Genomic DNA, 23,219 nt, shown 5'->3' with positions numbered 1-23,219 from the left:
ACATTTAGGGCTTTTGATTCCCTTGCTCATCGACCAGGCCCTTTGCCCTCGCTTCAATCCAGAGCTTACTTAGTTCTAGTGGGGATGGCGCTGGGCGACCGAGGGCCTTCATCTTTGCGTTCATAATGTCTATGAAAGCTAGGGGAACTGGTTTAGACCTCACGGCCTCGAAGAGTGGCGCTCGATCATTCCAATCTCCAGGCACGAAGTTCTTTTGGAAGGCATTCTCTGGCTTCGTCACAACACTAACCAACAGCTTCCGAAGGATCTCCTCCTTACGTTCAGGGCCGAGAACCTTACCCGTCGCCTGCTGCTCGTACCTGATAGCGTCCAGAGCCTGGTCCCGCAAGGAACCCAGCTTCGCCAGGTCTTCTTGCGCCAATGCCCCCTTGGTCTTCAGTCCGTACTCACCTGCAATGTCACGGAATGGAATGTCGTTCAGGGTGTTTGCTTTAAGGGTTTCAAGATCCCCCGCAGCCTTACGCTTCATCTCCATGAGTTTCATGGTGTAGTCCGCGCCGAGCGTTCCCGTCATCGAGGCGATCTGAAAATCCGAGAGACTGATCAAGGACGCTGGATTATCCAAAATATCCATGAAGGTTGCGAACTTAGCAACCCGGGTAGCCGGATCGCTCTCATTCCGCTTGGAGTAGCTTTCCCACTGAACCCGAAGCTCATTCCGCTCGGTCCCATTCAGGGCTGACCACTCGGGCGTTCGCATGATGTCGGGCATGGACCGGGACCGCTGATTCGGGAGTGTCGGGAACCGCATGTCCCACAGCTTCCCAGTCACCTCCTGGATGGCCGCAGTCTGGGCCGTCCTCTTCACAGAGAAGCGGTGCTCCAGTTCCGACTGAAGGGCCTTCTGGCCATCCACATTGCCTTTGAACGCTTCGCGGGCCATGGCGTCCTGCTGATCAAGGGTGAGGCCCCGGGCCTCGATCTCGTCTGCCTTGGTCTGAACGTCATTCGCCAGGGCGGCCTGCTGGATCTTCCCTTCCATGACGATGACAACTCTTCGGTCCAGGCTGTCCCTATGGGCATCGAAAAAGACCTGGGCGCCTTGAGTGTTGTTCCGCTGGAGGAGCCCCTCCAAGACGATGGAGTAGGCCGAACTCTTGGCCTCGAGTTGCCGAGCCTGGCGCATATCTGGGCCTTCTCCGAGCCAGTCTGAGAGCTGCTGGGCTGCATGGACCTTCCGAGCCACGCTCTGATTAATGGTGTCGAACTGGATCCGGCCATCTTGGGAGAGCCCATTTTGGGTGATGTTCTGATCCTCGACCGCCGAAACCCCGGTATAGGTGTCCTTGGCAACAACAGCCGATTCCCGGGTCTCGTGCTGTTGCACATGACCACCAAACTCCAGTCGGAATCGGGCGGCCCCAGTTCTATAGACTTCCAGGGCGTGTCCTGAAAGCCCCATGCCGGTCTCCGTCACAGCAGCGTCGAACCGTCCAAGAGCCGTTTCGTGCAGGGACTTTCCAGGAGCACCCCCATAGGCTTCAGGATCGAAGGCCTTTTCTCCGTTCAGGGTTTGCACCCATTGGGTGTATTCCTGCTGCTTCTCACGGAGCTTGGTGAGGGCCCCCTCACCCTTGATGGTTCCCGCCTCCTGGATGATCTGCCCAAACCCTTCCGCCGCGTGCTGAAGCCCTTGCCCCACAACGCCAGGATTTGGAGCCATACCGGGGTTGAGCCGCGCAGCTTCAAGCGGGGCGTTTCCTACCTGTGGGGAATCGTATCGCTGGATCGCCATCACTCGACCCCACGTTCAAGTTTTGACGAGAGGACGATCATGTCTCGCAAGGTGTCTAGTTCCGCCATGACAGCAGAAAAGGGGACGACGCGAGATCCATCCCCTGGCAGACCGTAGCTCTCGGCGGCAAGGTCCAGTTGTGCCTCACTGATTGGGCCGCCCGGGTAGAAAGCCAGGTTGACTAGAAGATCAAAAATCGCACGCGTGACCGTGATTGTTTTGATTCGGATAGGGAAGGTGTTCGTATCACCCATGAGGGCTCCGGTGGCTGGATATCCCAGCAATATGAGGAATAGATGGCCCTGGAAGCGGATACTCCCGGGGCCAGACGGTTCAAAGACGGACGGTAAACGACTGGGTTTCAGATGGCTGATTCAACAGCCGCCTAGCTTCGCGAAGATTTGCGCGGTAATAGGCTTGAAGGTGGTGAGGAAGCTTTGGGTCAGCTAAGGCAGCTTCGGCGCGAGCCTCCAAAGCCAGTGCGAATTCATGGGTAAGAGATTCGCCATCCATGGTTCGCCCTACTTCTTCGAGCCGTAATGGTGGCGAAGGTGAAGCCCCACAAGTTCATTTACCGCACTCTGGGTGAGGCCCAGCTTTCGGAACTCTGCCGAGAACGCGTCCTGGGCACTCAGATCGTGGACTAGGCCGAGGTGCTCAAACTCCGGCGGAATCTCATACCTGTATTCACCCGGGGCCCCCTCCATGGAGGGATACATCGCCTTGGCGGTATCGCTAGGTTCAGTGGGAGGTTCGGCGGGGGTTGGGTTCGGATCGGACTGCGGGGCAGCGGGAGCTGGTGTGGCGCTCATGGATGGATAGAAATCGTTCATGGTTTCTCCGTATGGGCCGGGATACCGGCAAGGGAGGGTTATTTGGCGGAGGTGGCCCGGATTTGGTCGGCCTTTTCAAGCACGACCGCTTCAAGGTCTTGTTCACTCATGGCCCTTAATCGTGCCTTCCGGAGGATTTCAGCCAGTGACCCATCTGAGGGAGGGGGCTGGCGCTTGGCTCCTGCTACAAGTTCTTCGAGCGTCACTCTCTGCTCTGGGGCAATCGTGGTGGCCCGGCCTTGGTTCATCAGAGAAACCCCAAGGGCTGTGCCTTTGTTTGCTACCTCGATGTAGGCCCCGGGAAGCCGTAGATCCTCAAGTGTCGGGGTTTCGCCTAACCGTTCAGCCGCCTTCACAGCCTTTCCAGCCATGATCTCGGCAGTCCGACCGTTTAGGGTGGCAGTCGTCACTAGGCTCTGGCCCAGGTCCTTGAGTTGATCGGCCAAAGTCCTTACGGAAATCATTTCGGAAATGGGCAGCGCCTCAACTTCGCGCTCAACGTCAGCTAGCCTGGTTGCTACTTCTCGAACCATTGTGGCTTTTTCCGAAAATAGCTCAGAGAAGCGAGATCGGCTAACCCGGAACTCCCCGCACAAGCTGGCTGGGGTTTCCCCCAGTGCCAGCCTGCGGAGAATCTCGGCCCGGTCCCTGTCAGACAGCTTGGAGGGCCGCCCCCGGCCCCGTTTGGGGGCTTCGGGTCTGCTCACTTGCCCCCCTTGGCACGAGTCCGTGTCTTGCCCAGCACAGCCTGCCGGCGGGATTCACGCCAAGCATTAAAGCATTGGAGGCATTCGGGGCAGCTGTGATCTAAGCCATCTTTATCGTATGCCACCCAACCCTCAGGGAGCATGGTCCCAACCTTTTCCCGGCGGCAGATGCTGCAGGTGTATGTGAACTGCGAGGCCCGGATACTCACAGTTCCACCCCATACTTCGCGAGCAGGTCGGTCCTGTATTCGGCGTGGCGTTCTTTCTGTTGCGGGATATTGCGAGCCAACCATTCCTCCCAACTGGGGGAGCTAGCACCAGCCGGAGTGCCGATAGACACGGAGGCGAAGCACCGATTCAATAGTTCGATCATCTCCATCGGGATGGATTCACGTTCGACCTCAACAATTCGCAGACAGAATTCGCGCAAAGCGCTATCGACGTCGCGGTCACTGGGGTCTTTGGGTGCAACTAGGTTCCGGCGGACCTGGACCATCGCCTTTGCATCTTCGAAGGCAGCACGAGCCTCCCTTAGTTCCCGGAGAACGGGCGCTTCATCCCCACCAGCGGTAACGGTGTCTTGAAGCCTTATCATGGCGTCCTTCACGGCATGATCGGCGTGTACAAGAGCCTGCTCGGCGGCCGCCCCAAGCGCATTGAAGGAATTGAACTTTTCAAGGTTCGTTTCGAACTCGGCCTTGGCCTCGTGGTATTTGGCCCGCAGCTTATCCAGCGAAGGAGGAGGGGGAGGTGGCGGGGGAACCACTTCCGGCCTTGCGCCCCGCCTCATGTGCTCAATGAAGGTAGTGGCCCCGTCTCCAGGGACAATTACTGAGGCTGGCTCGGCTTTCAGGCGGTCAAGAAAGGTTTCAGGTTTTGACATCTGCTCTCCATGGGGCCGGGTCTAACCGGCAAAGGAGGTTGTGGGGAGGTGGTCAGGCAGTGCCGCCACCGGGGATGGGATGGCCGAAATCAATCCGGTCATACCCGAGAAGAAGTTCAGGAGGGATGCCAGCCGCTTCCATGGCCTCGGCTTCTACCGCCATGAGGTCTAGGTCCATCGGGCCGTTTAGATGGGTTGTCGGCGCAGGAATGGCCAACGGAACCACGTTAGGGGCGAAGATCTCGCGCATGGCTCCCCAGGCTCCGGTTGGATCGGGCTTCCGGAACTGGAGAGGTAATGAAGCCCCGCGCTTGAGTCCTGCGGAAGGCAGTTTCTTGGGGGTCATGAAGCCCTCTGCGAGAGATGAAACGGTTTTAGGCCTTCGATCCAGGTAAAGGGGTTTGGCTCGATCAAGCGGCGCACCATGGCCGCCCCATAAAGCCCAACCAGGTCCGCCTGGCGAACGTTCGAGGTCCAGATGATCGGGAGTTCGGCCCGATACCGACTGTTGACGATGAAATCGAGGTGGGACGCGCCATAGTCCTGCGAATAGTCGCCCTTGATCCGCTCTCGTCCGAGGTCATCCAGGACCAGAAGATCCGCCCCGGCGAGGTATTCAACACGATCCTCGGCACCGCGGAGCGCATGGGATCGGAGCCAATGAACCTCATCGGGCCAACTTGACCAGCGCACCCTAGGAAAGGGTTTTCCATCCTCCGCTTGCCGCCGGATGGACGGCACAATTACCCGCTCCGAGTACTGAACCAGGGCATGGACGATGGCGGCAGCAATAGCTTGGGTTTTGCCGACACCAGTATTTCCACCTACCCCGAACCCAACATTCAAATGTCCATCAAGAAGCTGATTGGGAATGGCCTCCAAAATGGGGCGGGGGATCTTGGTGAGGTCGGCAGTGGCTTCCCTCCGCTGCATCCCGTTTCCATCGGCCCGAAGCCGTTCGAGAATCCAGTCTTCTCGGATCTTCCGGAATTCAGCCACCGCCTCAGCACGCCGGATCACCTCTCCACACTTCCAGCACGCGCCCTGGTGAATGGCGTCCTGATGCTCGGGGATCTGGCAGACCTCAGGCATGGATCACCCGCTCTGGGAAATCCCACCCGCTGTCTACCTCGGCCCTGTGTGCAGGTCCTTGCCCAGCCTTTCCTGCTATCGGTTTCTCGGCGAATTCCTGTGCCTTGCCTGGTCGCAAGAGGTAGTCAATTGAGATGTAGCCACCTTTCCCCTTCCAGTAGGGATCGCTTGCAATCTGGGCCACGGCCTTCTGGAACGTCTCCACGAAATCAGGATCAGCCTTTAGGCGTTTCTGGATCTCCCTTGATCTGTCTGTGGAATCTGCCAGCTTCAGGCATTCACCAAAGCCAAGGGGGGCCAATGCCTTGTTCCAGGCGGCCTGGCACTGGTCACAGGCATCTCGGAGAATCGGATCCTTGGAAGGTTTGGGCGCTGGAGAGGGTACTGGTTCCAACCTAAGTACAGGCTTTTCCTGGTCAGGGAATCCTTGAACCTTAAACCTTAAACCAGGACCCTCTGTGGACCCTGGAGCCTCACCCGAGGCACCCTCAAGCTCCCCTCCAGGCACCCTAGAGGGGTCCTCCTGGGTGCCTTTCCCTTTTCCCCTCTTGGCACCATTGATGGCGGCCTGGGCCAGGGATGCTTCCGCTTCCTCGCGCATCTTCAGACCGAAGGCATGGCCGGTAAGCATTGGCGAAGGCTGACCCTCCTTGAGTGGGACTCCGTTGGTTCCCCGGTAGAAGCCAGTCACGAATTGGGCCTTCTCCTCATCGGTGTCCAGCCCTGCGTAGGCGTGGTTAAAACCATCTGAGTTGAACCTCATCGACCACACCCGGGGCATCAGTCCTCCCCCATGGTTGGGAGACCCTCTTGAAGTCTCCCGGCAGCTTTGCGCCTATCGGCCATTTCAGGAGGCCTGGCGAAGGGGAAGCCCCTGAAGCCATCGCTCCGCCTCGTCCCGGGGCACCAGCGTAGCCCTGCCGCACTTGCGGGGGAAAAGCCGCAATGCCTTGATCTCAGCAAAGGCCCTGGTCCTGCTGATACCGGCCCACGCGGCGAACTCGGGAACAGTAAATGCACCCTTGAGGGTGTCGGGTTTGGTGGCTTCCATCTTGGATCTCCTTGGGCTGTTGGGATGGTCAATCCAATCCCATGTCATCCAAGGTGGTCCCAGAGAAGCCGTTTTCTAACCCCGGTTACCTAAGCAAATTTGCCAAGGTAAGGGGATAATGCCTTTCAAAATATAGGGATTTGGCGCTCGGTAGTTGGAGCAAGTTCCGCATAATCGTCGGCCAATCCAGGAGACCTGTCCCCGCTTGCTGCCCAATGAATCAACTCAAAACACTCTGAAAGCGGACCACGCTTTGATGAGCTGATAGGCAGGGATAGAACCTGGAGTATTGAGCGGAGTTCCACAATCAGACTGCGTTTTGCTTCCGTACCATCAACATCGCAGGGGCCGGACCTCTTCCCCCCACGATCCTTCGGTGTCCCGGAGACCACCTCGCTAGCGGAACCTTCGATTAACTCGAGCGCCCGAATGGAGGCGGGGTGAAGGAATAGAGTGGCGACCTTACTCACATTGGTTTGGGACGAAACCATGAACCCTTTCAATTCAGGCGGGTCGGGTGCACGTCGGAATAATTCAGCGCTTAGTTTCGCCCGAACGGGAACAGATAGTTTTTCTAGTGCTGTCTTGAATTGTTCTACGGCTTTCCCAAGCTCCCCTAGTTCCTTGCGGATTTCGGCGTTCCGGGGGCCATTGCCCCACTCCCGGAGGTTGTGTCGGTGCCTAGAAGATAGCGCTTCTGCGAACAACCTAGAGTCTTCTTTATCGAATCCGTATTTCTGAAACCAAGCAGCCAGTTCTACCAGTGCAGTTTGGTTCAACCCGTTCATTTGATTCATGTAAATTCCGGACCACGCCCACATCTGCTCCCATACGTAACCAGATGGAATGTCTCTGCGCTTTACTTTTGGTTTTACCACTCAGCACCCCACCGATGCCCCACAAAGGAGGCGCGGCAACTGGTGTGGGACCAGCGTTCGGGAGCTACCCTAGCCGCGCCTGTTTGAATCTTAAGAGGCCGTTGCCAGCTTGCCCAGTTCCGCCACCAAGCGTGGGATCTCTTCCTGTGCCTTGGCTTGAATCTCTGGGTCATCACTAGCCAGGTTTTTCTTGATGACAGATACAGATGTGTCAGCCAGGAGAGTCATAGTCCCGACTATTTTCTCGGGGGTGGGATGTTCAAAGGCATTCTTAACCCTGGCCTCCTCTGCCCGCTTGGCCCTAATTTCTTTTTTCCGTTTGGTCACTTCCTTGGGAGCCAGGGGCTTGTCCCAGTTCGGATCATCCATTTCCGCCACACACTCCATAAATGTTTCCAGTGACGGGCAATGGCCAAGGTCTCGGATCGGATCCATGGCCCGTTCTCTCCGGGCGGCCTCTTGTTCGGCCTTCCAAAAAATCCCCTTAAGGAAGGCCATCCGCTCTCGCAAGAGTTGCTCAAACAAATCGTCATCGATATTCCAGGAGGTCCAGCGAGGGTGCTTAGGGGGGAGCTTGGCCCAGACGCGGTCAGCACCAATCACTGGGTAAGCCCACTCGGCCAGGGCTTGAAGGGCTGACCTTGGAACGGTGACAAAATCACTATTGTTAGTGGGAGCGGTAGGAACTTTTGATTCGGGACTCCGGGCCATGTTGGCTCCATGAGAGTGCAGGGCACGGCCCTGCGGGTTGAGTTATCCGACCTCAGCACGGATCGGGATGACGTTTTCAGATTGCGGCTCGCTTGGCTTGGCACAGTAGGCTGCCCACGAATTCATGAGCAACTTCCGCTTCGCCAGCTGTGTGCCACGCGAGTACGCGGCCTCGGCTTTGTCCTTCAACTGGTGGGCAAGGGCATTTTCGATGACCTCCCTTGGGAAGTTGGAGCACTCGCCAGCCCAATCACGGAAAGTTGACCTGAACCCATGGGGCACAGCCTTCTGTCCCTTTGAGTCCTGCCAGGCATCTTTCCCTTCGGCGGCCCTCTTCTGATTCATGCGCCAGATGACTCGCAGCATCACCGCGTCCGAGAGCGCCTCACCATCAGAATTGCAGAAGATTCGGTTGTGCCTTTCGCTGATAAGGCCCCTCACGATCTCCACCGCCCGGGGGCAGAGGGGAACCGTGTGCTCCTTCTCCGCCTTCATGCGCTCCGCCGGGATTGTCCAGATAGCGCGGTCGAGGTTGAACTCCTTCGGATCGGCTCCAAGGGTTTCGTTGGTCCTTGAGGCCGTAAGGATGAGGAACTCCAAAGCCTTAGCGCCCGCCCCGTGCTGAGTCCTCAATTCAGCCGTGAATGCGCCAATCTGCTGGTAGGGAAGCGCAGGATGATTCTTCTTCTTCTTCACCTTTGAAGTTGGGGGAAGGATCTGATCCAGATTGTTCTTCCACTGGGCCGGGTTGGGGCCTTTCCGGCGGCCATGAACGGTGGCCCAGGCCAACACGGCCTCGATTCGCTGGCGGACTCTAGACGCGGTTTCCGGCTTTGTGGTCCAGATCGGATCCAGCACCTTCTTCACCAGCGCGAGGTCGATGATGGCCACGTCCAGCGGTCCGATGACGGGGCTCGCATAGGTCTCAAGGGTGTTCTCCCACTGGGCTAGGTGTTTCTCGTTCTTCCATCCACCCTTCCGGTCCTGGATACACCCCTTTGTCGCCTGGTCGAATGTCATGACCTTCGCGGCCTCGGCCTTCAGCCCCGCCCGCTTTTTCTCGATCTCCGTCTTTGGATCAATACCCTCGGCGAGCATTCCACGCAGCTCGGCGGCCTTCACCCTGGCCCTAGCCATGGGCACATCAGCAAGGGGCCCTAGACCAAGCTCAACGGGCTTTTTTGTGACTCGGCTCCGATACCGGAAGCACCAACTCTTAGAGACCTGATTGGCGGGTGTTCTCGCCTTCTTGTCTGCGCTCCCCTGAGCCCTGCGAGTGATCATCAGGTACAGACCGCCGCCATCAACCAGATACCGCCTCTTCTGCGAAGGCTTCAGCTTTGAATTGGCCACCTCGACGGCACTGAGGAGATCTCTTCCACGCCCCATGTCGGCTCTCCAAATCAGGGTGCATACCCATGCCTATACCCATACAATAGGTCCGGCTGGGACGGAACGCAATGGGACTTTGTAGAATTATTTTTGATGAAACTACATTTTTTGCTTCAATTGCCTAATCCTAGGTTGAACCCAGTGGAATCCCGTGGAGTATTGGTTCGGCGGACTCTCTCTCCGCCGCCTGATCGTGCTCCGCCGAACGGCGAGATGAATCAAGCTCCGGGATTCCCTCCGGGGCCACGGCTGCGCCGTGTCCCCTCCGGCCGCACGAATCGCTGGCACGCCGCTTTACGGCCTCGACAGCCCCCCGGGCTGTCGAGGCCTACGGCTACCTGCCAGCGATTCAGTGACTTCGAATCGCTCTCTCCCCGCCACGGAGAAGCCGCCTTTCGGCGGCTTCAGTGGCGGAGAGAGAGGGATTCGAACCCGCAGAACCGCTGCCGAAGCTCCTCTGATCTCAGAACGCGCCGCTAGCCTTCAGTTCCAGGTAGCGGTTGACGAGGGCGGTGGGGAGCTTGGCGGGGGTTACGTCCAGGACGCGGGTGCCGCCGTGGAGGACGTGCTGGAAGAGCGTTCCGCGCCGGGCCATGTAGTCGTGGGCCACCGCATGGTCGAGGGCGGCCTCGAAGCCGGTCACGGGCTGGGAGAGGAACTCGTCGACCACGCCTTCCCGGAGGTTCGCGAGCAGCACCAGGTGGCGGCTGCGGAGGAGGTCCAGGGCGGGCAGCAGGGTGGCGTCCTCCTCGTCCCGGAGGTTGGTCAGCAGGATGACGAGGCTCCGCTTCCGGAACTGGCGCAGGAAGGTCTCGGCCGCCGCGAGGTAGTCCGGGGCATGGGTGGTGGGCTGCACATCGAAGAGTTCCTGGAAGAGCCGCTCGAGGGTGGCGAGGCTCTTGTGGGGCGCCACGGTGCGCGGACGGTCCTCCGCGAAGGTGGCCACGCCCACCGCGTCCCCCTGCTTGAGGGCCACGTAGCCCAGCAGGAACAGTGCGTTGAGGGCCTGGTCGAAGTGCCCCAGCTCCCGGCCATCCAGGCGGTCCAGCGGGCTCATGCGGCGCCCGCAGTCCAGCAGGAAGACCACCTGCTGGTCCCGCTCGTCCTGGTACTCGCGGCAGATGAGCTTCCGGCTGCGGGCGCTGGCCTTCCAGTCCACCTGCCGGATGGTGTCGCCCTGGCGGTACTCCCGCAGCTGGTGGAAATCCAGCCCTTCGCCGCGCCGGGGGCGCTTCAGGATGCCGAGCATGGACAGCCGCTGGTCCGTGGCCAGGAGCGCGTATCGGGCCACGGCGGCAAAGTTCGGGAACACCTTCACGGGGAAGGCGGCCGGCAGCTTCAGCGTCCGCGCCCAGAGGCCCAGGCCGGTGGTGACGCGCACCTGGATGGGACCGAAATTCCGGCGGCCGCGGGCGGCGGGACGGACCTGGTAGGCCTGGTCGAGGAACCCGCGCGCCGGAAGCGCATGGTGCGAGGGCAATCCCCGGCTTTCGAAATCTGACGGGTGATGATCGAACCATTCGACCTGGAGCCTGAAGGGAGAAGGATTCCGCAGCCGCAGCCGCACCTCCCGCCACTCGCCCAGGGCGAGGCTCCCGGGCACCTCCCGCTCGCCGGTCAGTCCCTTGGGCCAGAGGGAGAGGATGAGGTCGATGGACAGGGCGGCGAGCAGGATCCAGCCGGCGGCCCGCCACGCGGGCATCACCCGCGCCCACACCGAGGCGGCCAGCCCCAGCAGGGTCCAGGCGCCCAGCAGGCGCAGCAGGCGGAGGGTGGGGATCATGCGCGGGGGGCCGGGACCTTGGCCAGGAGGGCCAGGAGGAGATCGTCGGAGCCGAGCCCCTCGATCTCCGTCTCGGGGCTGCGCTGGATGCGGTGGCGGAGCGCCGGGAGCGCCATGGCCTTCACGTCGTCCGGCGTGGCGAAGTCGCGGCCTTCGAGCAGGGCCTGGGCGCGGGCCGTGCGCACCAGGGCGATGGCGCCGCGGGGACCGGCGCCGAGGGCGATGCCCGGCCATTGCCGGGTGGCCCTGACGATGCGGACCGCGTAGTCCAGGACCGCGTCATCCACGCGGACCGTGGCCGCCAGGCGCTGCAGCTCCAGCACCTCGGCCGCCGCCATGAGCGGGCGCACGCCATCCACGCGGAGGGCGTCGCCGACCGCACCGGTGGTGACCTGGCGGACCAGGGCGACCTCTTCCCCGGCTTCCGGATAGTCCATCCTGACCTTGAGCAGGAAGCGGTCCAGCTGGGCCTCGGGCAGCGGGTAGGTCCCCTCCTGCTCGATGGGATTCTGTGTCGCCAGCACCATGAAGGGGGCCTCCACGGGCAGGGTGCGGCCCTCCAGGCTCACTTGCTGCTCCTGCATGACCTCCAGCAGGGCTGCCTGGGTCTTGGCCGGGGCGCGGTTCACCTCGTCCGCCAGGAGGAGGTTCGTGAAGACTGGTCCCCGCCGCAGGTGGAACTGCTCGCTCTTCATGTCCCACATGGCGTGGCCGGTCACATCGCTCGGCATGAGGTCCGGCGTGAACTGGATGCGCGCGAAGGCTCCCTGGAAGGTCGTGGCCAGGGCTCTCACCAGGAGCGTCTTGCCCAGGCCGGGAACACCTTCCAACAGGACGTGCCCGCCGGCGAGGAAGGCAGCCAGCACCTGATCCACCACGGGTCCCTGGCCGACCAGGGCACGGTGGATCTCGGTCCGGAGGGCTTCGGTCTGTTCGGCGGCCCAGGAAATGCGGGCGGGATCGGGGGAGGCGGAGGGCGTCGTCATGGGGAATCCTGGGATGGAAGGGGAAGGCGGTTCAGAGGCGCTGGCGGAGCCGTTCGAGCGTGACCAGATCCTGGGCGAGCTGATGGGTGGAGGCGCCGGGCCGGTCATCGAGGGCGGCGCCGATGGCGTCGGGATTGGCGCCCGTGGCCTGGGCCAGCCACTCGGCCTTCGCCCCGAGGTCCAGGGAGCCGAAGGCGGGATTCCGCCGCTGCGCCTGCTTCACGAGGGCCTCCCGGGTCCGGGCCACCAGGACCTCACCCGCCCCGCCCCGCCACACCAGCCGCGCGCTGGCGGCCAGATGCTCCAGCAGAGAGCGGCGCCGGGGCAGGGGCTCCGGCAGCAGCGGCCCGAAGCGCGGCCAGCCCCGCCAGGCCCAGGCTGCGACCAGGAGGAGCAGGGCCAGCATGGGCTCCTTGGCGTGGGACCACAGCCAGGTAAAGAGGGAGAGCTCGACGGGACGGGACCAGACCACCACCGTCCCCTGGCCCGGCTGGAGCGCGAGGAGCCGCTCCAGGTAGGCGGCGTGGTCGAGGTCTGCCAGAGAGCGCCGGTAGACGAAGTTCAGGTCCGGGGTGAGGGAGAGGCGTCCCTGGCCCTCCTCCCGCGTGAGCAGCACGTACTGGCCCTCATGGCCCAGGGTGTAGTCCCAGGCCTCCGGGTGATCAGGCACCAGGCGCCAGCGGGCGGTCCGCCGCAGCCGGTAGGGCACTTCGCCCTTGTGGAACGTGTCGGTGCCGATCTGCTGGCCCGGCGCCAGGATATCGAGGCCGTCGGGGCTCGCGTCCCGGAGGGTGACCCCGATGGCCTTGTGGAAGGCCGCCAGGCCGCGGGCGTCGTTGAAGGGCCCGGCCGTGCCATCGGTCAGCAGGTGCCCGCCGCGCTGGACCCAGGCCAGCACGGCCTCGATTTCCGCGGGGGTCATGGGCTGGCTGAGCTGCAGGAGGATGAGCACGCCACGTTCCGGCAGCTCGGACGCCAGGAGCTCCCCGCCCTTGCGGACCACCGGCCTGCCCCCGGCCTCCAGCCACGTCTGGAGCAGCAGGGTGGGATTCTCCAGGGCCTCTCCACGGAGCCCCACCTCGATCTCCTTCGGGACGCGCCGGAAGGAATGGCGGCTCATCCAGGCGATGACGAGCCCGCCGGCCACCAGGAGCGCGAGGAGCCCGAGCAGGACGCGGCCGGCCGCCTTCATGGCCTTCCCCCGAAGGCCGCGGGCCAGCCATCGCAGAGGGCCTCGAACGCATCGCGGGTCGGGGCTTCGTTCTTGTAGGCCAGCCGCTGCCAGGTGGCGGTCAGCAGGTGGAACGCGCTTGCCGGGCCCTCCTCGAGGTGGCCCTCGGCCGCCCTCAGGCAGTCCCCTTCCGTGGCGCTGGCGGGGATCTCCATGGCCCGGCGATGCACGAGCTCGGCCAGGGCGCCCCGGTAGAGAAGGGCCAGGGCCGCCCGGGCTTCACCCCGGAGAAACAGGTTTCGGGCCGCTTCGGGCACATCGGGCGGAAGGCTCTCGGGGCGGATGTCCAGGCCGGCGACGGCCTCGGGCGCCTCCCAGGCCTTCGCCTCGACGAGGGGCAGGCCCAGCCTGTGGCGAAACCGGTACACCAGCCAGAGGACGAAGGCGAGCAGGCCCCCCACCAGCACCACCTTGCCCGCGAGCGCCAGCAGGTCCCACATGCGCTTCAGGAAATCGAGGTTCTGGGGCTTCGCGGGCTGGGCCGGCTCTTCTTTCACGAAGAAGTAGTCGAGGAGGCTCCGGAGCCACCGGGGTTCGCGGCCGGTGGGCTCGTAGCTCAGGGTGCGGACCTCCTTCGTGTGCTTGAAGGCGGGATCCTGCTCGAGGATCCGCTGGGCCCGCCGGTGCGCCTCATCGTCGGGTCGGAGCGGGCCTTCGGCCGGCCGGGGCGCTGGTTGCGGCCCGGATGGCGGGTCGGATTGCGGAGTGGCCTGCGGCGCGGCTTCGGACGCCTCGGGAGCCGGCGCCTGGGCGACCGGTTCCGGGATGGGCGCCTGGGCAGCCAGGGGCAAGGCCCAGGCCAGAAGCAGCGCCAGGGCCAGGGGAGTGGCCAGGCGGGCGGCCAGACGCCGGAAGGCCAGCTCCAGGTCCCATCCCTCCAGGTGGGTCCGGCGGTTGAGGTAGAGGCCGAAGCCCCCCGCCACGAAGAGGGGCTCCGTCAGGGTGAGCGCCAGCAGTCCGACGCCCAGCAGGAACCACTGGAAGCCCAGCCCCGGGTTGTTGAACCCATCCCACACCTGCACCCGGCTTCCCGCGGGCATCATGGCCTGGAGCAGGGCGATGAACCCCACCGCGGTGAGGAGGGTGAAGGCCCAGCCCGAGCAGGTGAGGAGGAAGCCCGTGCCGCCGCCCTTCCGGGTGAGCACCCGGGCCCGGTGGCGGTACCCGGCGCCCCGGAGCCCCTCCAGCTGGGAGACGGGCAGGACGTAGCTGCGCATGGGCGAGAGGCGCCGCCAGAGCAGGCCCGCCACCAGCCCCCGCCGGTGGACGCTCCGCCACTCCCCCAGGAAGTCCCACACGGAGGCGGGCTGGCCGAACACCGCCCGGCTGAGGACGAACAGGACGCCCCGGTCCAGCCAGGGTTTCAGCCACCAGAGCACCACGAAGATCCAGAGGGGCGTCTGGTACAGGAAGGGCAGGAGCAGCGCCAGGAGGAAGCCCAGCTGCAGTCCCCACACCCTCGCCACTGGCCGCCAGTGGGCCTGGAGGAGGCTCAGGCCGAGATCCGCCGCCTCCATGGCGGCGCGTGTTCGGGGAATGAAGCCCATGGCGCCCGGCTTCATTCGTGCCTCCGCCCGGCCAGCACGAACCACGAGGCGAGGAGGATCCAGAACAGGATCCCCACGCCCACCTTGACCTTCCAGGGCACGAGGGTGTTCGCGGACCAGAACCCCTCGAAGCAGGCGGCCAGGAAGGTGAGCGCGATGGCGCCGAAGAGGAGGCGGGAGCCCTGCCGGGCGCCCTCCCGCAAGGCCGCGAGGCGGGACCGCCGCCCCGGATGCATCAGGGCGAAGCCCATCCGCAGGCCCCCCGCCCCGCTGAGCACGGCCCCCATCAGCTCGAAGGAGCTGTGGCCGCTGATGAAGCCGTAGAAGGTGGCGGTCAGGCCCTGGTTGGTGAGGTGGGCCATCACCGTGCCCCCGTGGAGGCCGTTGAAGGGCAGGAAGAAGAGGGGGCCGATTCCGGCCAGCAGCCCCGAGGCGAAGGTCTGGAAGTCGATGCCGATGTTGTTGAGGATGTAGAAGCCGAACATCATGACGTCGCGGGTGGCGCCCATGGCGCCGGCGACGGGGGTTTTCGGATCGTACATCTGCACGTACTTGGCCGCCTCACCGGGGCTCAGCATCAGGTGCACGAGGTTGGGCTGGGCCCGCACGACCAGGAAGGCCGCGATCCAGGGGCCGAAGAACAGCAGGCTCGACACGGCCACCAGCCGCCACTCCGCCCGCACCTGCCGGGGCAGTTCGCCCCAGAGGAAGCGGAGCGCCGCCGGAACCCCCTCGCCGCGCTCGCCGTAGATCCGCTGGTGGAGGCGGAGGGCGAGCTGCTGCAGCCGCTCGACGAGGGCCGGGCTGTACTGGCGCTCCCGCGCCACGGACAGGTGGTGGCAGAGCCGGCGATAGGCCGAGGGAACCTCCTCCGCGCCCAGGGTGGCCCGCTCGTCGAGCCAGCCTCGCAGATCCTCCCAGAGAGGCCGGTTCTCCTGCTCGAAGCGCTGCTGCCTCATCGGCCGCCCCACAGGTAGCGGGCCATGCCGAGCACGGCCCTGACGCCACCCGCCCCCCGGCTGCCCGTGAGGGGGCCCAGCACGTCCGCGAGCTCCTCGCTCCGGGACGCCGTCAGGCCCGCGCTCCGCTCGGCGAACGCGAGGATCGCCGACTGCTCCTCGAGGGTGAGCGCCAGGGCGGGCGCCAGGGGCTCGGCCGCCGGAAGGACCGGGGCCTGGGCGCCGGCCTCCTCGTGCACCACGAGGGTGCCGGCCACGATGTCGCCGATGCGCTGGAAGTCCCGTGTGAGGAGGATGCTCACCAGGCCGACCGTGTAGGCCCCAGGCAGGCCGTCCACGACCCGCAGCAGGTTCCGGATGAGGCTGGGCCCCCAGCCGATGGGACGCCCATCCGTCCGCAGGACCCGCAGGTTCAGCCAGCGCTTGCCGAGGGTGCGGCCGCCCCCCAGGACCTCGAAGAAGACCGGGTAGAGCCACTGGGCCAGGAAGACCAGGATGAACCAGAGCCCCAGCCCCAGCGGCCCCAGGAAGGCGAGGGCGATCCCGGCGAACATCAGGCCCATCCACACCACGGCCTGGTCCACGAAAAAGGCCCAGAAGCGGGCCACAGGGCCCGCCGGACGGAGGTGCAGCTCGATGCCCTCGGGTGTCTCGATGGTCCGGACGGTGTCGACGGGCGGCAAGGCTAGTCGGCCACCTTGACCACGATCGTGTCGGCGATGAGGTCGTGGATGCAGCGCCGGTCATCCCGGAAGATGAAGCAGGCGTTGACCAGCGAGAACAAGGGTCCCAGCAAGGGAATCGACTCGAGCACCCACATGAGGATGATCCGCAGCCCCAGCAGCCGTCCCATGCCCACAGGCTCGCCATCGCTCCGGACGATCCGGATGCGGAGGATGCGCTTGGCGATGGTCTGCCCGTAGCGGCTGAGCCAGATGAGGTTCCAGATCATCAGGGCCAGGAGCAGGCCTCCCCCCAGCACGGCGAACACGATGAAGAACGCGGTGGGGGGCGCACCGCCGGTTCGCCGGGACAGGAAGGCGGGAATGAAGATGGCGGCCAGGATCCCGATGACGGCGAATCCGCCGCCCATGATGAGGCCGTCCAGGAGCTTGGCGCCGAGACGCGTGCCGCGGTCGGCGAGCTCCTGGGTTTCCGGATCGACAAGATCCGCGACGACCGCGGACGGAGCCTCGTACGGATTGAATTCGGTCATGGCGCGCTCGCTTGGAGGGATTCCTTAGGCTATCCAATATCCCCGGCAAACGCCTGCCAAAACAGCCTGTGTTGCGCGGAATCCGGCCTGGCCTTTCCGATCCGGAGCCGGCCCAGGGAGGCGCCCGTGAAGTGACCGCCGTCACGGGGGACCGGTGGAGGCCACCTGTACTCTGGGTGGGCACCCCTTGGAGGCTCTGTGGACGCGTTGCTCGAATCCCTCGAACCGAAGACGATCTGGTCCTACTTCCTGGGGCTGTCGGAGATCCCCCGCGGATCCAAGAACGAAGCCGCGGCCGCGGCCTGGGTGGCCGACCAGGCCAAGGCCCTGGGCTGCGAGGTGGAGCGCGACGAGGTCGGCAACGTCATCATCCGCAAGAAGGCCACCCCCGGGAAGGAAGGCCGGCCCGCCACCTGCCTCCAGGCCCATGTGGACATGGTCTGCGAGCAGAACGAGGGCACGGGCCACGACTTCCTCAAGGATCCCATCAAGGTCCGCCGTGACGGCGACCTCCTCCGCGCCACCGGCACCACCCTCGGCGCCGACAACGGCATCGGCGTGAGCGCCGCCCTGGCCGTCCTCGCCAGCAAGGACATCGCCCACGGCCCCCTGGAAGTCCTCATCACCATCGACGAAGAGACGGGCCTGACCGGCGCCAACGGCCTCCAGCCCGGCCGTCTCAAGGCCAAGTACCTCCTCAACCTCGACAGCGAGGAGGAGGGCTACCTCACCATCGGCTGCGCCGGCGGCGAGGACACCATCGCCACCCGCAAGCTCACCCGCACGGCGCCGCCCGCGGGCGCCCGCGCCTACCGCCTGAAGGTCTTCGGCCTCAAGGGCGGCCACTCGGGCATCGACATCCACGCCGGGCGCGGCAATGCCATCCGCATCCTCGCCCAGATCCTGGGCGCCCTGAAGGCGGACTTCAGCTTCGCCCTGGCCGGCATCAAGGGCGGCAACAAGCGCAACGCCATTCCCCGCGAAGCCTCGGCCCAGATCTTCCTGGATCCTGCCCAGGAGCAGGCCTTCAGGACCGCTCTGGCGGCCCACGAGGCCCACTGGCGGGCGGCTCTCGGCGCCTTCGACCCGGGCCTGCACCTGGCCCTCGAAGCCGGGGAAGGCACCCAGGCCATGTCCAGCGCCGACACCGAGGCCCTGATCCGCCTACTGCTGGCCCTGCCCCACGGCGTCGAGGCCATGAGCCCGGACATCCCCGGCCTCGTCCAGACCTCCACCAACATGGGCGTGATCGAGACCCGCGAGAACGAGGTGGAAGTGAACCTCCTCACCCGCAGCTCCATCAACGCGTCGAAAACCGCCCTCTCCGAGCGCATCGCGGCCACCTGCGCCCTGGGCGGCTTCGAGTCCCACGTCACCGGCGGCTACCCGGGCTGGAAGCCCGAACCCAAGGCCTCGCTGGTGAAGATCGTCAACGAGACCAACCAGAAGGTCTTCGGCAAGCCCCTGGAGATCATGGCCATCCACGCCGGCCTGGAGTGCGGCCTCATCGGCGAGAAGTACACCGAGATGGAGATGGTGTCCTTCGGCCCCAGCATGTGGGACGTCCATACCCCCGACGAGCACGTGAGCGTGCCTTCCGTGGGCAACTTCTGGAAGCTGCTCGTCGCCGTCCTCGAGACCGTGTAACCCGGCCATTCATGGCCCTTGGCTCAAGCCGGGGGCCATGATAACCTTGCTGCTTCCGCCCATCAGCGGAGCCACGGGAGAGTTGTCCGAGTGGCTGAAGGAGCACGATTGGAAATCGTGTAACGGTCAAAAGCCGTTCGGGGGTTCGAATCCCCCACTCTCCGCCAGAAGCGCCCCGCGAAGCGGGGCGCACGTTTTTTGGCGGAGAGTGGGGGATTCGAAGTCACAGAATCGCTGGCAGGTAGGCCCCGCCGGAGGCTGTCCAGTGGACAGCCGGAGGCGATCAGGGCCGTGCCAGCGATTCGTGCGGCCGGAGGGGACGCCGCACAGCGGTGGCCCCGGAGGGAATCCCCCAGGATCGTCCCACCTCGCCCTACGGCGGGGCGCACGTTTTTTGGCGGAGCGTGGGGGATTCGAAGTCACAGAATCGCTGGCAGGTAGGCCCCGCCGGAGGCTGTCCAGTGGACAGCCGGAGGCGGTCAGGGCCGTGCCAGCGATTCGTGCGGCCGGAGGGGACGCCGCACAGTGGTGGCCCCGGAGCGGATCCCCCAGAATCGTTCCGCCTCCACCTCCGGTGGGGCGCGCATATGCGGCGGAGCGTGGGGGATCCGAATTCACAGAATCCCCCACCTCGAACGCGCCATCATGGAACCGGAGGGCCTCGCCATGAAGGTCATGGGCATCGTCGGCTGGAGCGGCAGCGGGAAGACCAGCCTGGTGGTCGAGGTGCTGCCGCTTCTCAGGAAGTCCGGGCTGAAGGTCTCGACCATGAAGCACGCGCACCACCGCTTCGACGTGGACAAGCCGGGAAAGGACTCGTTCCGGCACCGGGAGGCCGGCGCCTCGGAGGTGCTGGTGGTGACCTCCTCGCGCTGGGTGCTGATGCACGAATCCAGGGACGAGCCCGAGCCCAGCATCGAGTCCCTGATCGAGCGCATGACGCCCGTGGACCTGCTCCTCATCGAGGGCTTCAAGACCCACTTGCACCCCAAGCTGGAGATCCACCGGGAGTCCGAAGGCAAGCCCCTGCTCTGCCCCGAGGATCCAGGAATCGTGGCCGTGGCCAGCGACCGCCCGTTGCCCGGGCTGAGGATCCCGGTGCTGGACCTGAACGATCCGTCCGCGGTCGCCGAGTTCATCCTCGCCCACACGGGCCTGCGGACGCCTCCTCAGGCCATGTAGTGCTTGTAGAAGTACCAGGCCGAGAGGATGAAGCCGATGGACACGACGCCGACGCGCACGGTCTTTCGGCCGACACGATGGGCCATGTGGGAGCCGAAGAGACCACCCAGGCCCGCGGCGACGGCCATGATGCCGACCAGGGTCCACTGGACGTTGCCCGGGTGCCGCAGGAACTCCATCGCCAGGAAGGCGAAGATGGCGATGCCGTTGATGCACAGGGCCAGCAGGTTCTTCAGCCCGTTCATCTGGTGGATGTCCGTGAGGCCCAGGAGGCTCAGCGCCGCCAGCATGAGGATGCCGATACCCGCGCCGAAGTAGCCGCCGTAGATGCCCACGATGAACTGGAAGATCATGGCGAACACCCACCAGCCTGGCGTGCGGTCGTGGCTTCCCATCTTCTTCAGGAGCTTGTTGACGGGATCATTGGCCGCCAGCAGGATCGTGGCCACCAGGATCAGCCAGGGCACGAGGTTGTCGAAGACCTTCTGGGGCGTGACCAGCATGAGCCAGGCGCCCAGCGCGCCGCCCAGCAGGGAGGGCGGCATCAGCCGGAGGGTGAATTCCCGGATGCCGACCAGATCCTCGCGGTGGCCCCAGAACCCGCCGATGGATCCCGGCCAGAGGGCCAGCGTGCTCGTCACATTGGCCTGCTGGCCCGTGAGTCCGATGCCCAGCAGCGAGGGGAAGGACACCAGCGTCCCGCCTCCCGCGATGGAATTGATGGCGCCGGCGGCGAAGGCGGCGGCCATGACGGTGAGCGCGTGTCCGATGTGCATACATCCCAAGATGACAGGCGCCACAGGGCCTGTCACACACTCCCTGGGACCGGTGGAAAGAGGTGTGCGACAGGCTCTGGGGACGCCTCAAGCGGCGGTCACTTCCACTTGAATGGATAGATTGGTTTCTTCGTGGCGTACTGGGGGGGCCACACCGTTTCGTGCTTGCCGTTCTGGATCTGCTCCACCAGCATCTGGTGCTTGTTCTGGTTCGTGTAGCCGCTGTAGTCGATGAACCGGACGTCGCCCATGATGCCGTCCCAGTGGCCGCCGCGCAGCTCGGCGCGCAGCTTCTCGCGGTCGCCGCCCACCTTGGCGGCGGTCTCCGCCATGACCATCATCGAGGCATAGGCATTGGCGGCATGGTAGGGCACCTCGGCCTTGCCGAACTTGGCCTTGTACCGCGCCCCGAAGTCCTTGGCGCCAGGCCAGTTCACGTCGGTCGTCCACTGGGTGCTGGAGAACACCCCGTGGGAGATGGCCTGCTCCCGCGCGAACTCGGAGGACGCGAAGCCCGCGCCCGCGCCCAGGAAGGCCTGGGGCTGGAGGCCCACCTCGCGCGCCTGGCGCATGAGCAGGATGCCGTCGGCCACGTAGGACACCATGAAGACGAGATCGGGCTTGGCCGCCTTGACCTTGGCGAGGGTGGAGCGGTAGTCGGGGGAGCCTGCGGCATAGGCCTCCTCCATCACCACCTGGATGCCCACCTGGGCGGCGTAGGCCTTGGCGGACTTCGCGCCGGAGGTGCCGAAGTCGGTGTTCTCGTTCAGGATGGCCATGGTCTTGGGCTTGCCCAGTTTCTGGGCCATGGAGATGAGGATGGAGGCGTAGTCCTCGGTGGTGGCGCTGAGGCGGAAGACATACTTCTGGTTCTGCCGGGTGATGTCTTCTTTCGATGCCACGGGCACCAGGAGGGGCACCCTGTACTTCTCGGCCAGCTTGGACACGGCGTTGGCGCAGGCGGAGCTGTAGGGTCCCACCACGGCGGCCACGCGGTCGCGGGTCACCAGCTTTTCCATGGCCGACATGGAGACCTGGGGCTTGCCGGTGTCGTCCTCGGTGACCAGCTCGACCTTGATGCCCTTCTTCTGGAGATCCTCCATGGCCAGCTTGTAGCCGTTGCTCATGTATTCGCCGATGGGCGCCTGGGTGCCCGTGGCGCAGTTGATGACGCCGATCTTCACGGGCGTCTGCGCCTGCAGGGCGAGTCCGAACGCCATCAGCGAGGACAAGATCCTCTTGGTCATGGGCACCTCCGACAGAATGGGTTGGTTTGGTGGGTGCCACCCTACCACGGACGCGGCAGTCAGATGAGGTTGAGGTCGATCCGAATGACGGAGGCCCCGCCCAGGCCCGGGGCCAGGGGCAAGGCCTCTGATTCCCCCTCCAGGCGGAGCAGGTGCCTTCGGCCCAGGTGCAGCCCCAGTGCGGGCACCGCCACCGTGCCCCGGGCGACGAGCAGCAGCGTCGTCCCTCCGCCGGGAACCACCACCTGGGAGGTCTCCAGGCGAAGGGTGTCCGTCACCACCCGGTACATCGCCGGGTCCACCATCAGGTTGAGATCCACCGACGGCCCATCGAGCAGGGTGGCGTCCGCAGACCACTCCCCCAGGAAGCGCAGCGGGACCAGGGGAGCGTGGAGGTCCGCCCGCCCCCGGGCGCCGAAGTCGATGTCGAAGCCGGGACCGTCCAGCAGCCACAGCCACCGCTCGAGGCCAGGGAACGCGGAGAAGGGTCCGGAAGAGGCCACCTCCGCGGAGCTGAGGCGCCAGCGGAAACCCGTGGCCAGCGAGCCATCCGGTGGCTCCACCGCCAGTTCCAGCGTGGTTCCCCCGCCGTTCTTCCAGGGCACGAGGCGCCCTTCCGAGGGGCGAGTCCGCCGCCAGGCCATCACGGCCCGCCCAGGCGGCGGGCCTCGTCCCGGCTCAGGGTCTTCCAGGGCCGGGGCACGAGCCCGGGCACCCGCGACAGGTAGTCCCGGTAGGCGGGCCCGAACCGCGCAAGGAGCTTCCGCTCCTCCAGCCGGGCGCCGAGAACGATGTAGGCGGTGATCCACAGGGCCGAGACCAGGAGCGACAGGCTCATGTCCCGCGTCCACAGGATCACCAGCGACAGGCTATACCAGGGGTGACGCACGAAGCGATGGAGGGTGGAGATGCGAAAAGGCTCCGCGTCCTCGCCTGCCGTTCGCCCCTCCTGCAGCTGGCGGAGGCCGAGGAATTCCGCCAGATCGTAGCCGGAACCGGACAGCAGCAGCCCCGCGGCCAGGAGGGCCGCGCCGTTCATGACCCAGGCCAGGGGTCCGTGCCAGCGCCAGACCCAAGGCCCAGGATGGCGCGCCAGGACCCACAGGATCGGGAGGAGGGCCAGGGCGGCGACCAGGTTGTAGGCCAATCGGTAGCCGGGCATCCCACGCGGGAATCGCGCCGCCACGACCCGCTTGAAGCCCGTGGACGCCAGCAGGGAGTGGAGGGCGCCATAGGCCGCCCACAGCAGGGACAGCGCGATCGGCATGGCGGCCTCGGAACCCATGGAACGATTGTGGGACACCGCCCCTCCAGGACCAAGGGATGCCGGGGTATCCTTGGG

24 protein-coding genes and 1 tRNA gene are annotated in these 23,219 nt (G+C 64.8%); 3 read left to right on the top strand and 22 right to left on the bottom strand.

Features of this window, described 5'->3' with window-relative positions:
• Positions 1-4 precede the first annotated feature (4 nt).
• From ML539_RS02790 to ML539_RS02705, 18 genes are all read right to left on the bottom strand, one after another.
• The gene (locus ML539_RS02790; protein ID WP_243320427.1) at positions 5-1,756 is read right to left on the bottom strand and encodes a hypothetical protein; all 1,752 of its coding nucleotides are present in this window, start codon (positions 1,754-1,756) and stop codon (positions 5-7) included.
• The gene (locus tag ML539_RS02785; RefSeq protein WP_243320425.1) at positions 1,756-2,010 is read right to left on the bottom strand and encodes a hypothetical protein; all 255 of its coding nucleotides are present in this window, start codon (positions 2,008-2,010) and stop codon (positions 1,756-1,758) included. Before ML539_RS02785 ends, ML539_RS02790 begins: the two co-directional genes overlap by 1 nt.
• A 267-nt stretch (positions 2,011-2,277) precedes the next feature.
• On the bottom strand, positions 2,278-2,589 hold the full coding sequence (locus ML539_RS02780) for a hypothetical protein (protein WP_243320424.1): 312 nt from the start codon (positions 2,587-2,589) through the stop codon (positions 2,278-2,280).
• A 38-nt stretch (positions 2,590-2,627) separates the two neighbouring features.
• Positions 2,628-3,296 carry a hypothetical protein gene (locus ML539_RS02775; protein WP_243320422.1) on the bottom strand — a complete coding sequence of 223 codons (669 nt, stop codon included), beginning with the start codon at positions 3,294-3,296 and terminating at the stop codon, positions 2,628-2,630.
• 205 nt (positions 3,297-3,501) lie between these two features.
• Entirely contained in the window at positions 3,502-4,179 is a 678-nt protein-coding gene (locus ML539_RS02770) for a hypothetical protein (protein ID WP_243320420.1), read from the bottom strand.
• Positions 4,180-4,231: 52 nt separating this feature from the next.
• Complete coding sequence (locus ML539_RS02765) at positions 4,232-4,429, bottom strand: hypothetical protein (protein WP_243320418.1); 198 nt, start codon at positions 4,427-4,429, stop codon at positions 4,232-4,234.
• Between the two features lie 92 nt (positions 4,430-4,521).
• Positions 4,522-5,271 (bottom strand): hypothetical protein, encoded by a 750-nt coding sequence (locus ML539_RS02760; RefSeq protein ID WP_243320417.1) that lies wholly within the window; start codon positions 5,269-5,271, stop codon positions 4,522-4,524.
• Positions 5,264-6,052 carry a hypothetical protein gene (locus tag ML539_RS02755; RefSeq protein WP_243320414.1) on the bottom strand — a complete coding sequence of 263 codons (789 nt, stop codon included), beginning with the start codon at positions 6,050-6,052 and terminating at the stop codon, positions 5,264-5,266. The genes ML539_RS02760 and ML539_RS02755 overlap by 8 nt, the downstream gene beginning before the upstream one ends.
• Positions 6,053-6,118: 66 nt before the next feature.
• Positions 6,119-6,322, bottom strand: coding sequence for a helix-turn-helix domain-containing protein (locus ML539_RS02750; protein ID WP_243320412.1), 204 nt, complete (start codon positions 6,320-6,322; stop codon positions 6,119-6,121).
• Positions 6,323-7,290: 968 nt separating this feature from the next.
• Positions 7,291-7,911 carry a hypothetical protein gene (locus ML539_RS02745; protein WP_243320410.1) on the bottom strand — a complete coding sequence of 207 codons (621 nt, stop codon included), beginning with the start codon at positions 7,909-7,911 and terminating at the stop codon, positions 7,291-7,293.
• 42 nt (positions 7,912-7,953) lie between these two features.
• Positions 7,954-9,300 carry a site-specific integrase gene (locus ML539_RS02740; RefSeq protein ID WP_243320408.1) on the bottom strand — a complete coding sequence of 449 codons (1,347 nt, stop codon included), beginning with the start codon at positions 9,298-9,300 and terminating at the stop codon, positions 7,954-7,956.
• A 466-nt stretch (positions 9,301-9,766) separates the two neighbouring features.
• Positions 9,767-11,086, bottom strand: coding sequence for a DUF58 domain-containing protein (locus ML539_RS02735; RefSeq protein WP_243320406.1), 1,320 nt, complete (start codon positions 11,084-11,086; stop codon positions 9,767-9,769).
• Positions 11,083-12,072 (bottom strand): MoxR family ATPase, encoded by a 990-nt coding sequence (locus ML539_RS02730; protein WP_243320404.1) that lies wholly within the window; start codon positions 12,070-12,072, stop codon positions 11,083-11,085. Before ML539_RS02730 ends, ML539_RS02735 begins: the two co-directional genes overlap by 4 nt.
• A gap of 31 nt (positions 12,073-12,103) precedes the next feature.
• On the bottom strand, positions 12,104-13,264 hold the full coding sequence (locus ML539_RS02725) for a DUF4350 domain-containing protein (RefSeq protein ID WP_243320403.1): 1,161 nt from the start codon (positions 13,262-13,264) through the stop codon (positions 12,104-12,106).
• Complete coding sequence (locus tag ML539_RS02720; protein ID WP_243320401.1) at positions 13,261-14,865, bottom strand: DUF4129 domain-containing protein; 1,605 nt, start codon at positions 14,863-14,865, stop codon at positions 13,261-13,263. The genes ML539_RS02725 and ML539_RS02720 overlap by 4 nt, the downstream gene beginning before the upstream one ends.
• Positions 14,862-15,809: a stage II sporulation protein M gene (locus ML539_RS02715; protein WP_243320400.1), complete on the bottom strand. Its 948-nt coding sequence runs from the start codon at positions 15,807-15,809 to the stop codon at positions 14,862-14,864. The genes ML539_RS02720 and ML539_RS02715 overlap by 4 nt, the downstream gene beginning before the upstream one ends.
• Positions 15,806-16,492 carry an RDD family protein gene (locus tag ML539_RS02710; RefSeq protein WP_243320398.1) on the bottom strand — a complete coding sequence of 229 codons (687 nt, stop codon included), beginning with the start codon at positions 16,490-16,492 and terminating at the stop codon, positions 15,806-15,808. Before ML539_RS02710 ends, ML539_RS02715 begins: the two co-directional genes overlap by 4 nt.
• Positions 16,493-16,494: 2 nt before the next feature.
• The gene (locus ML539_RS02705) at positions 16,495-17,025 is read right to left on the bottom strand and encodes an RDD family protein (protein ID WP_243320396.1); all 531 of its coding nucleotides are present in this window, start codon (positions 17,023-17,025) and stop codon (positions 16,495-16,497) included.
• 198 nt (positions 17,026-17,223) lie between these two features.
• On the opposite strand from ML539_RS02705, the gene ML539_RS02700 reads away from it, so the two are divergent.
• The 3 genes from ML539_RS02700 to mobB all read left to right on the top strand — a co-directional run bounded on the left by ML539_RS02700 (position 17,224) and on the right by mobB (position 19,854).
• Positions 17,224-18,672 (top strand): aminoacyl-histidine dipeptidase, encoded by a 1,449-nt coding sequence (locus ML539_RS02700; RefSeq protein ID WP_243320394.1) that lies wholly within the window; start codon positions 17,224-17,226, stop codon positions 18,670-18,672.
• Positions 18,673-18,748: 76 nt separating this feature from the next.
• Positions 18,749-18,839 (top strand) — tRNA-Ser (locus ML539_RS02695).
• A gap of 499 nt (positions 18,840-19,338) precedes the next feature.
• Positions 19,339-19,854 carry a molybdopterin-guanine dinucleotide biosynthesis protein B gene (mobB, locus tag ML539_RS02690; protein WP_347710737.1) on the top strand — a complete coding sequence of 172 codons (516 nt, stop codon included), beginning with the start codon at positions 19,339-19,341 and terminating at the stop codon, positions 19,852-19,854.
• Here the strand turns inward: mobB and ML539_RS02685 are convergent.
• The 4 genes from ML539_RS02685 to ML539_RS02670 form a co-directional block, all read right to left on the bottom strand.
• Positions 19,842-20,630 (bottom strand): sulfite exporter TauE/SafE family protein, encoded by a 789-nt coding sequence (locus ML539_RS02685; RefSeq protein WP_243320390.1) that lies wholly within the window; start codon positions 20,628-20,630, stop codon positions 19,842-19,844. The two genes, mobB and ML539_RS02685, sit on opposite strands and share 13 nt — an antisense overlap.
• Positions 20,631-20,728: 98 nt before the next feature.
• Positions 20,729-21,877 carry an ABC transporter substrate-binding protein gene (locus ML539_RS02680; RefSeq protein ID WP_243320388.1) on the bottom strand — a complete coding sequence of 383 codons (1,149 nt, stop codon included), beginning with the start codon at positions 21,875-21,877 and terminating at the stop codon, positions 20,729-20,731.
• A 59-nt stretch (positions 21,878-21,936) separates the two neighbouring features.
• Positions 21,937-22,482, bottom strand: coding sequence for a HutD family protein (locus tag ML539_RS02675; RefSeq protein ID WP_243320386.1), 546 nt, complete (start codon positions 22,480-22,482; stop codon positions 21,937-21,939).
• 38 nt (positions 22,483-22,520) lie between these two features.
• Complete coding sequence (locus ML539_RS02670) at positions 22,521-23,180, bottom strand: hypothetical protein (protein ID WP_243320385.1); 660 nt, start codon at positions 23,178-23,180, stop codon at positions 22,521-22,523.
• Between the last annotated feature and the right edge of the window lie 39 nt (positions 23,181-23,219).

It is taken from the genome of Geothrix sp. SG200 (assembly GCF_022808935.1).
Lineage (GTDB): Bacteria > Acidobacteriota > Holophagae > Holophagales > Holophagaceae > Geothrix > Geothrix alkalitolerans.
This window is presented reverse-complemented; position numbering and strand designations above follow the sequence as displayed.

Coding starts and splice junctions, on each gene's coding strand:
- ML539_RS02790 (WP_243320427.1), bottom strand. CDS start 1,756: ATGGCGATCCAGCGATACGATTCCCCACAGGTAGGAAACGCCCCGCTT.
- ML539_RS02785 (WP_243320425.1), bottom strand. CDS start 2,010: ATGGGTGATACGAACACCTTCCCTATCCGAATCAAAACAATCACGGTC.
- ML539_RS02780 (WP_243320424.1), bottom strand. CDS start 2,589: ATGAACGATTTCTATCCATCCATGAGCGCCACACCAGCTCCCGCTGCC.
- ML539_RS02770 (WP_243320420.1), bottom strand. CDS start 4,179: ATGTCAAAACCTGAAACCTTTCTTGACCGCCTGAAAGCCGAGCCAGCC.
- ML539_RS02765 (WP_243320418.1), bottom strand. CDS start 4,429: ATGCGCGAGATCTTCGCCCCTAACGTGGTTCCGTTGGCCATTCCTGCG.
- ML539_RS02760 (WP_243320417.1), bottom strand. CDS start 5,271: ATGCCTGAGGTCTGCCAGATCCCCGAGCATCAGGACGCCATTCACCAG.
- ML539_RS02755 (WP_243320414.1), bottom strand. CDS start 6,052: ATGCCCCGGGTGTGGTCGATGAGGTTCAACTCAGATGGTTTTAACCAC.
- ML539_RS02750 (WP_243320412.1), bottom strand. CDS start 6,322: ATGGAAGCCACCAAACCCGACACCCTCAAGGGTGCATTTACTGTTCCC.
- ML539_RS02745 (WP_243320410.1), bottom strand. CDS start 7,911: ATGGCCCGGAGTCCCGAATCAAAAGTTCCTACCGCTCCCACTAACAAT.
- ML539_RS02740 (WP_243320408.1), bottom strand. CDS start 9,300: ATGGGGCGTGGAAGAGATCTCCTCAGTGCCGTCGAGGTGGCCAATTCA.
- ML539_RS02735 (WP_243320406.1), bottom strand. CDS start 11,086: ATGATCCCCACCCTCCGCCTGCTGCGCCTGCTGGGCGCCTGGACCCTG.
- ML539_RS02730 (WP_243320404.1), bottom strand. CDS start 12,072: ATGACGACGCCCTCCGCCTCCCCCGATCCCGCCCGCATTTCCTGGGCC.
- ML539_RS02725 (WP_243320403.1), bottom strand. CDS start 13,264: ATGAAGGCGGCCGGCCGCGTCCTGCTCGGGCTCCTCGCGCTCCTGGTG.
- ML539_RS02720 (WP_243320401.1), bottom strand. CDS start 14,865: ATGAAGCCGGGCGCCATGGGCTTCATTCCCCGAACACGCGCCGCCATG.
- ML539_RS02715 (WP_243320400.1), bottom strand. CDS start 15,809: ATGAGGCAGCAGCGCTTCGAGCAGGAGAACCGGCCTCTCTGGGAGGAT.
- ML539_RS02705 (WP_243320396.1), bottom strand. CDS start 17,025: ATGACCGAATTCAATCCGTACGAGGCTCCGTCCGCGGTCGTCGCGGAT.
- mobB (WP_347710737.1), top strand. CDS start 19,339: ATGAAGGTCATGGGCATCGTCGGCTGGAGCGGCAGCGGGAAGACCAGC.
- ML539_RS02685 (WP_243320390.1), bottom strand. CDS start 20,630: ATGCACATCGGACACGCGCTCACCGTCATGGCCGCCGCCTTCGCCGCC.
- ML539_RS02680 (WP_243320388.1), bottom strand. CDS start 21,877: ATGACCAAGAGGATCTTGTCCTCGCTGATGGCGTTCGGACTCGCCCTG.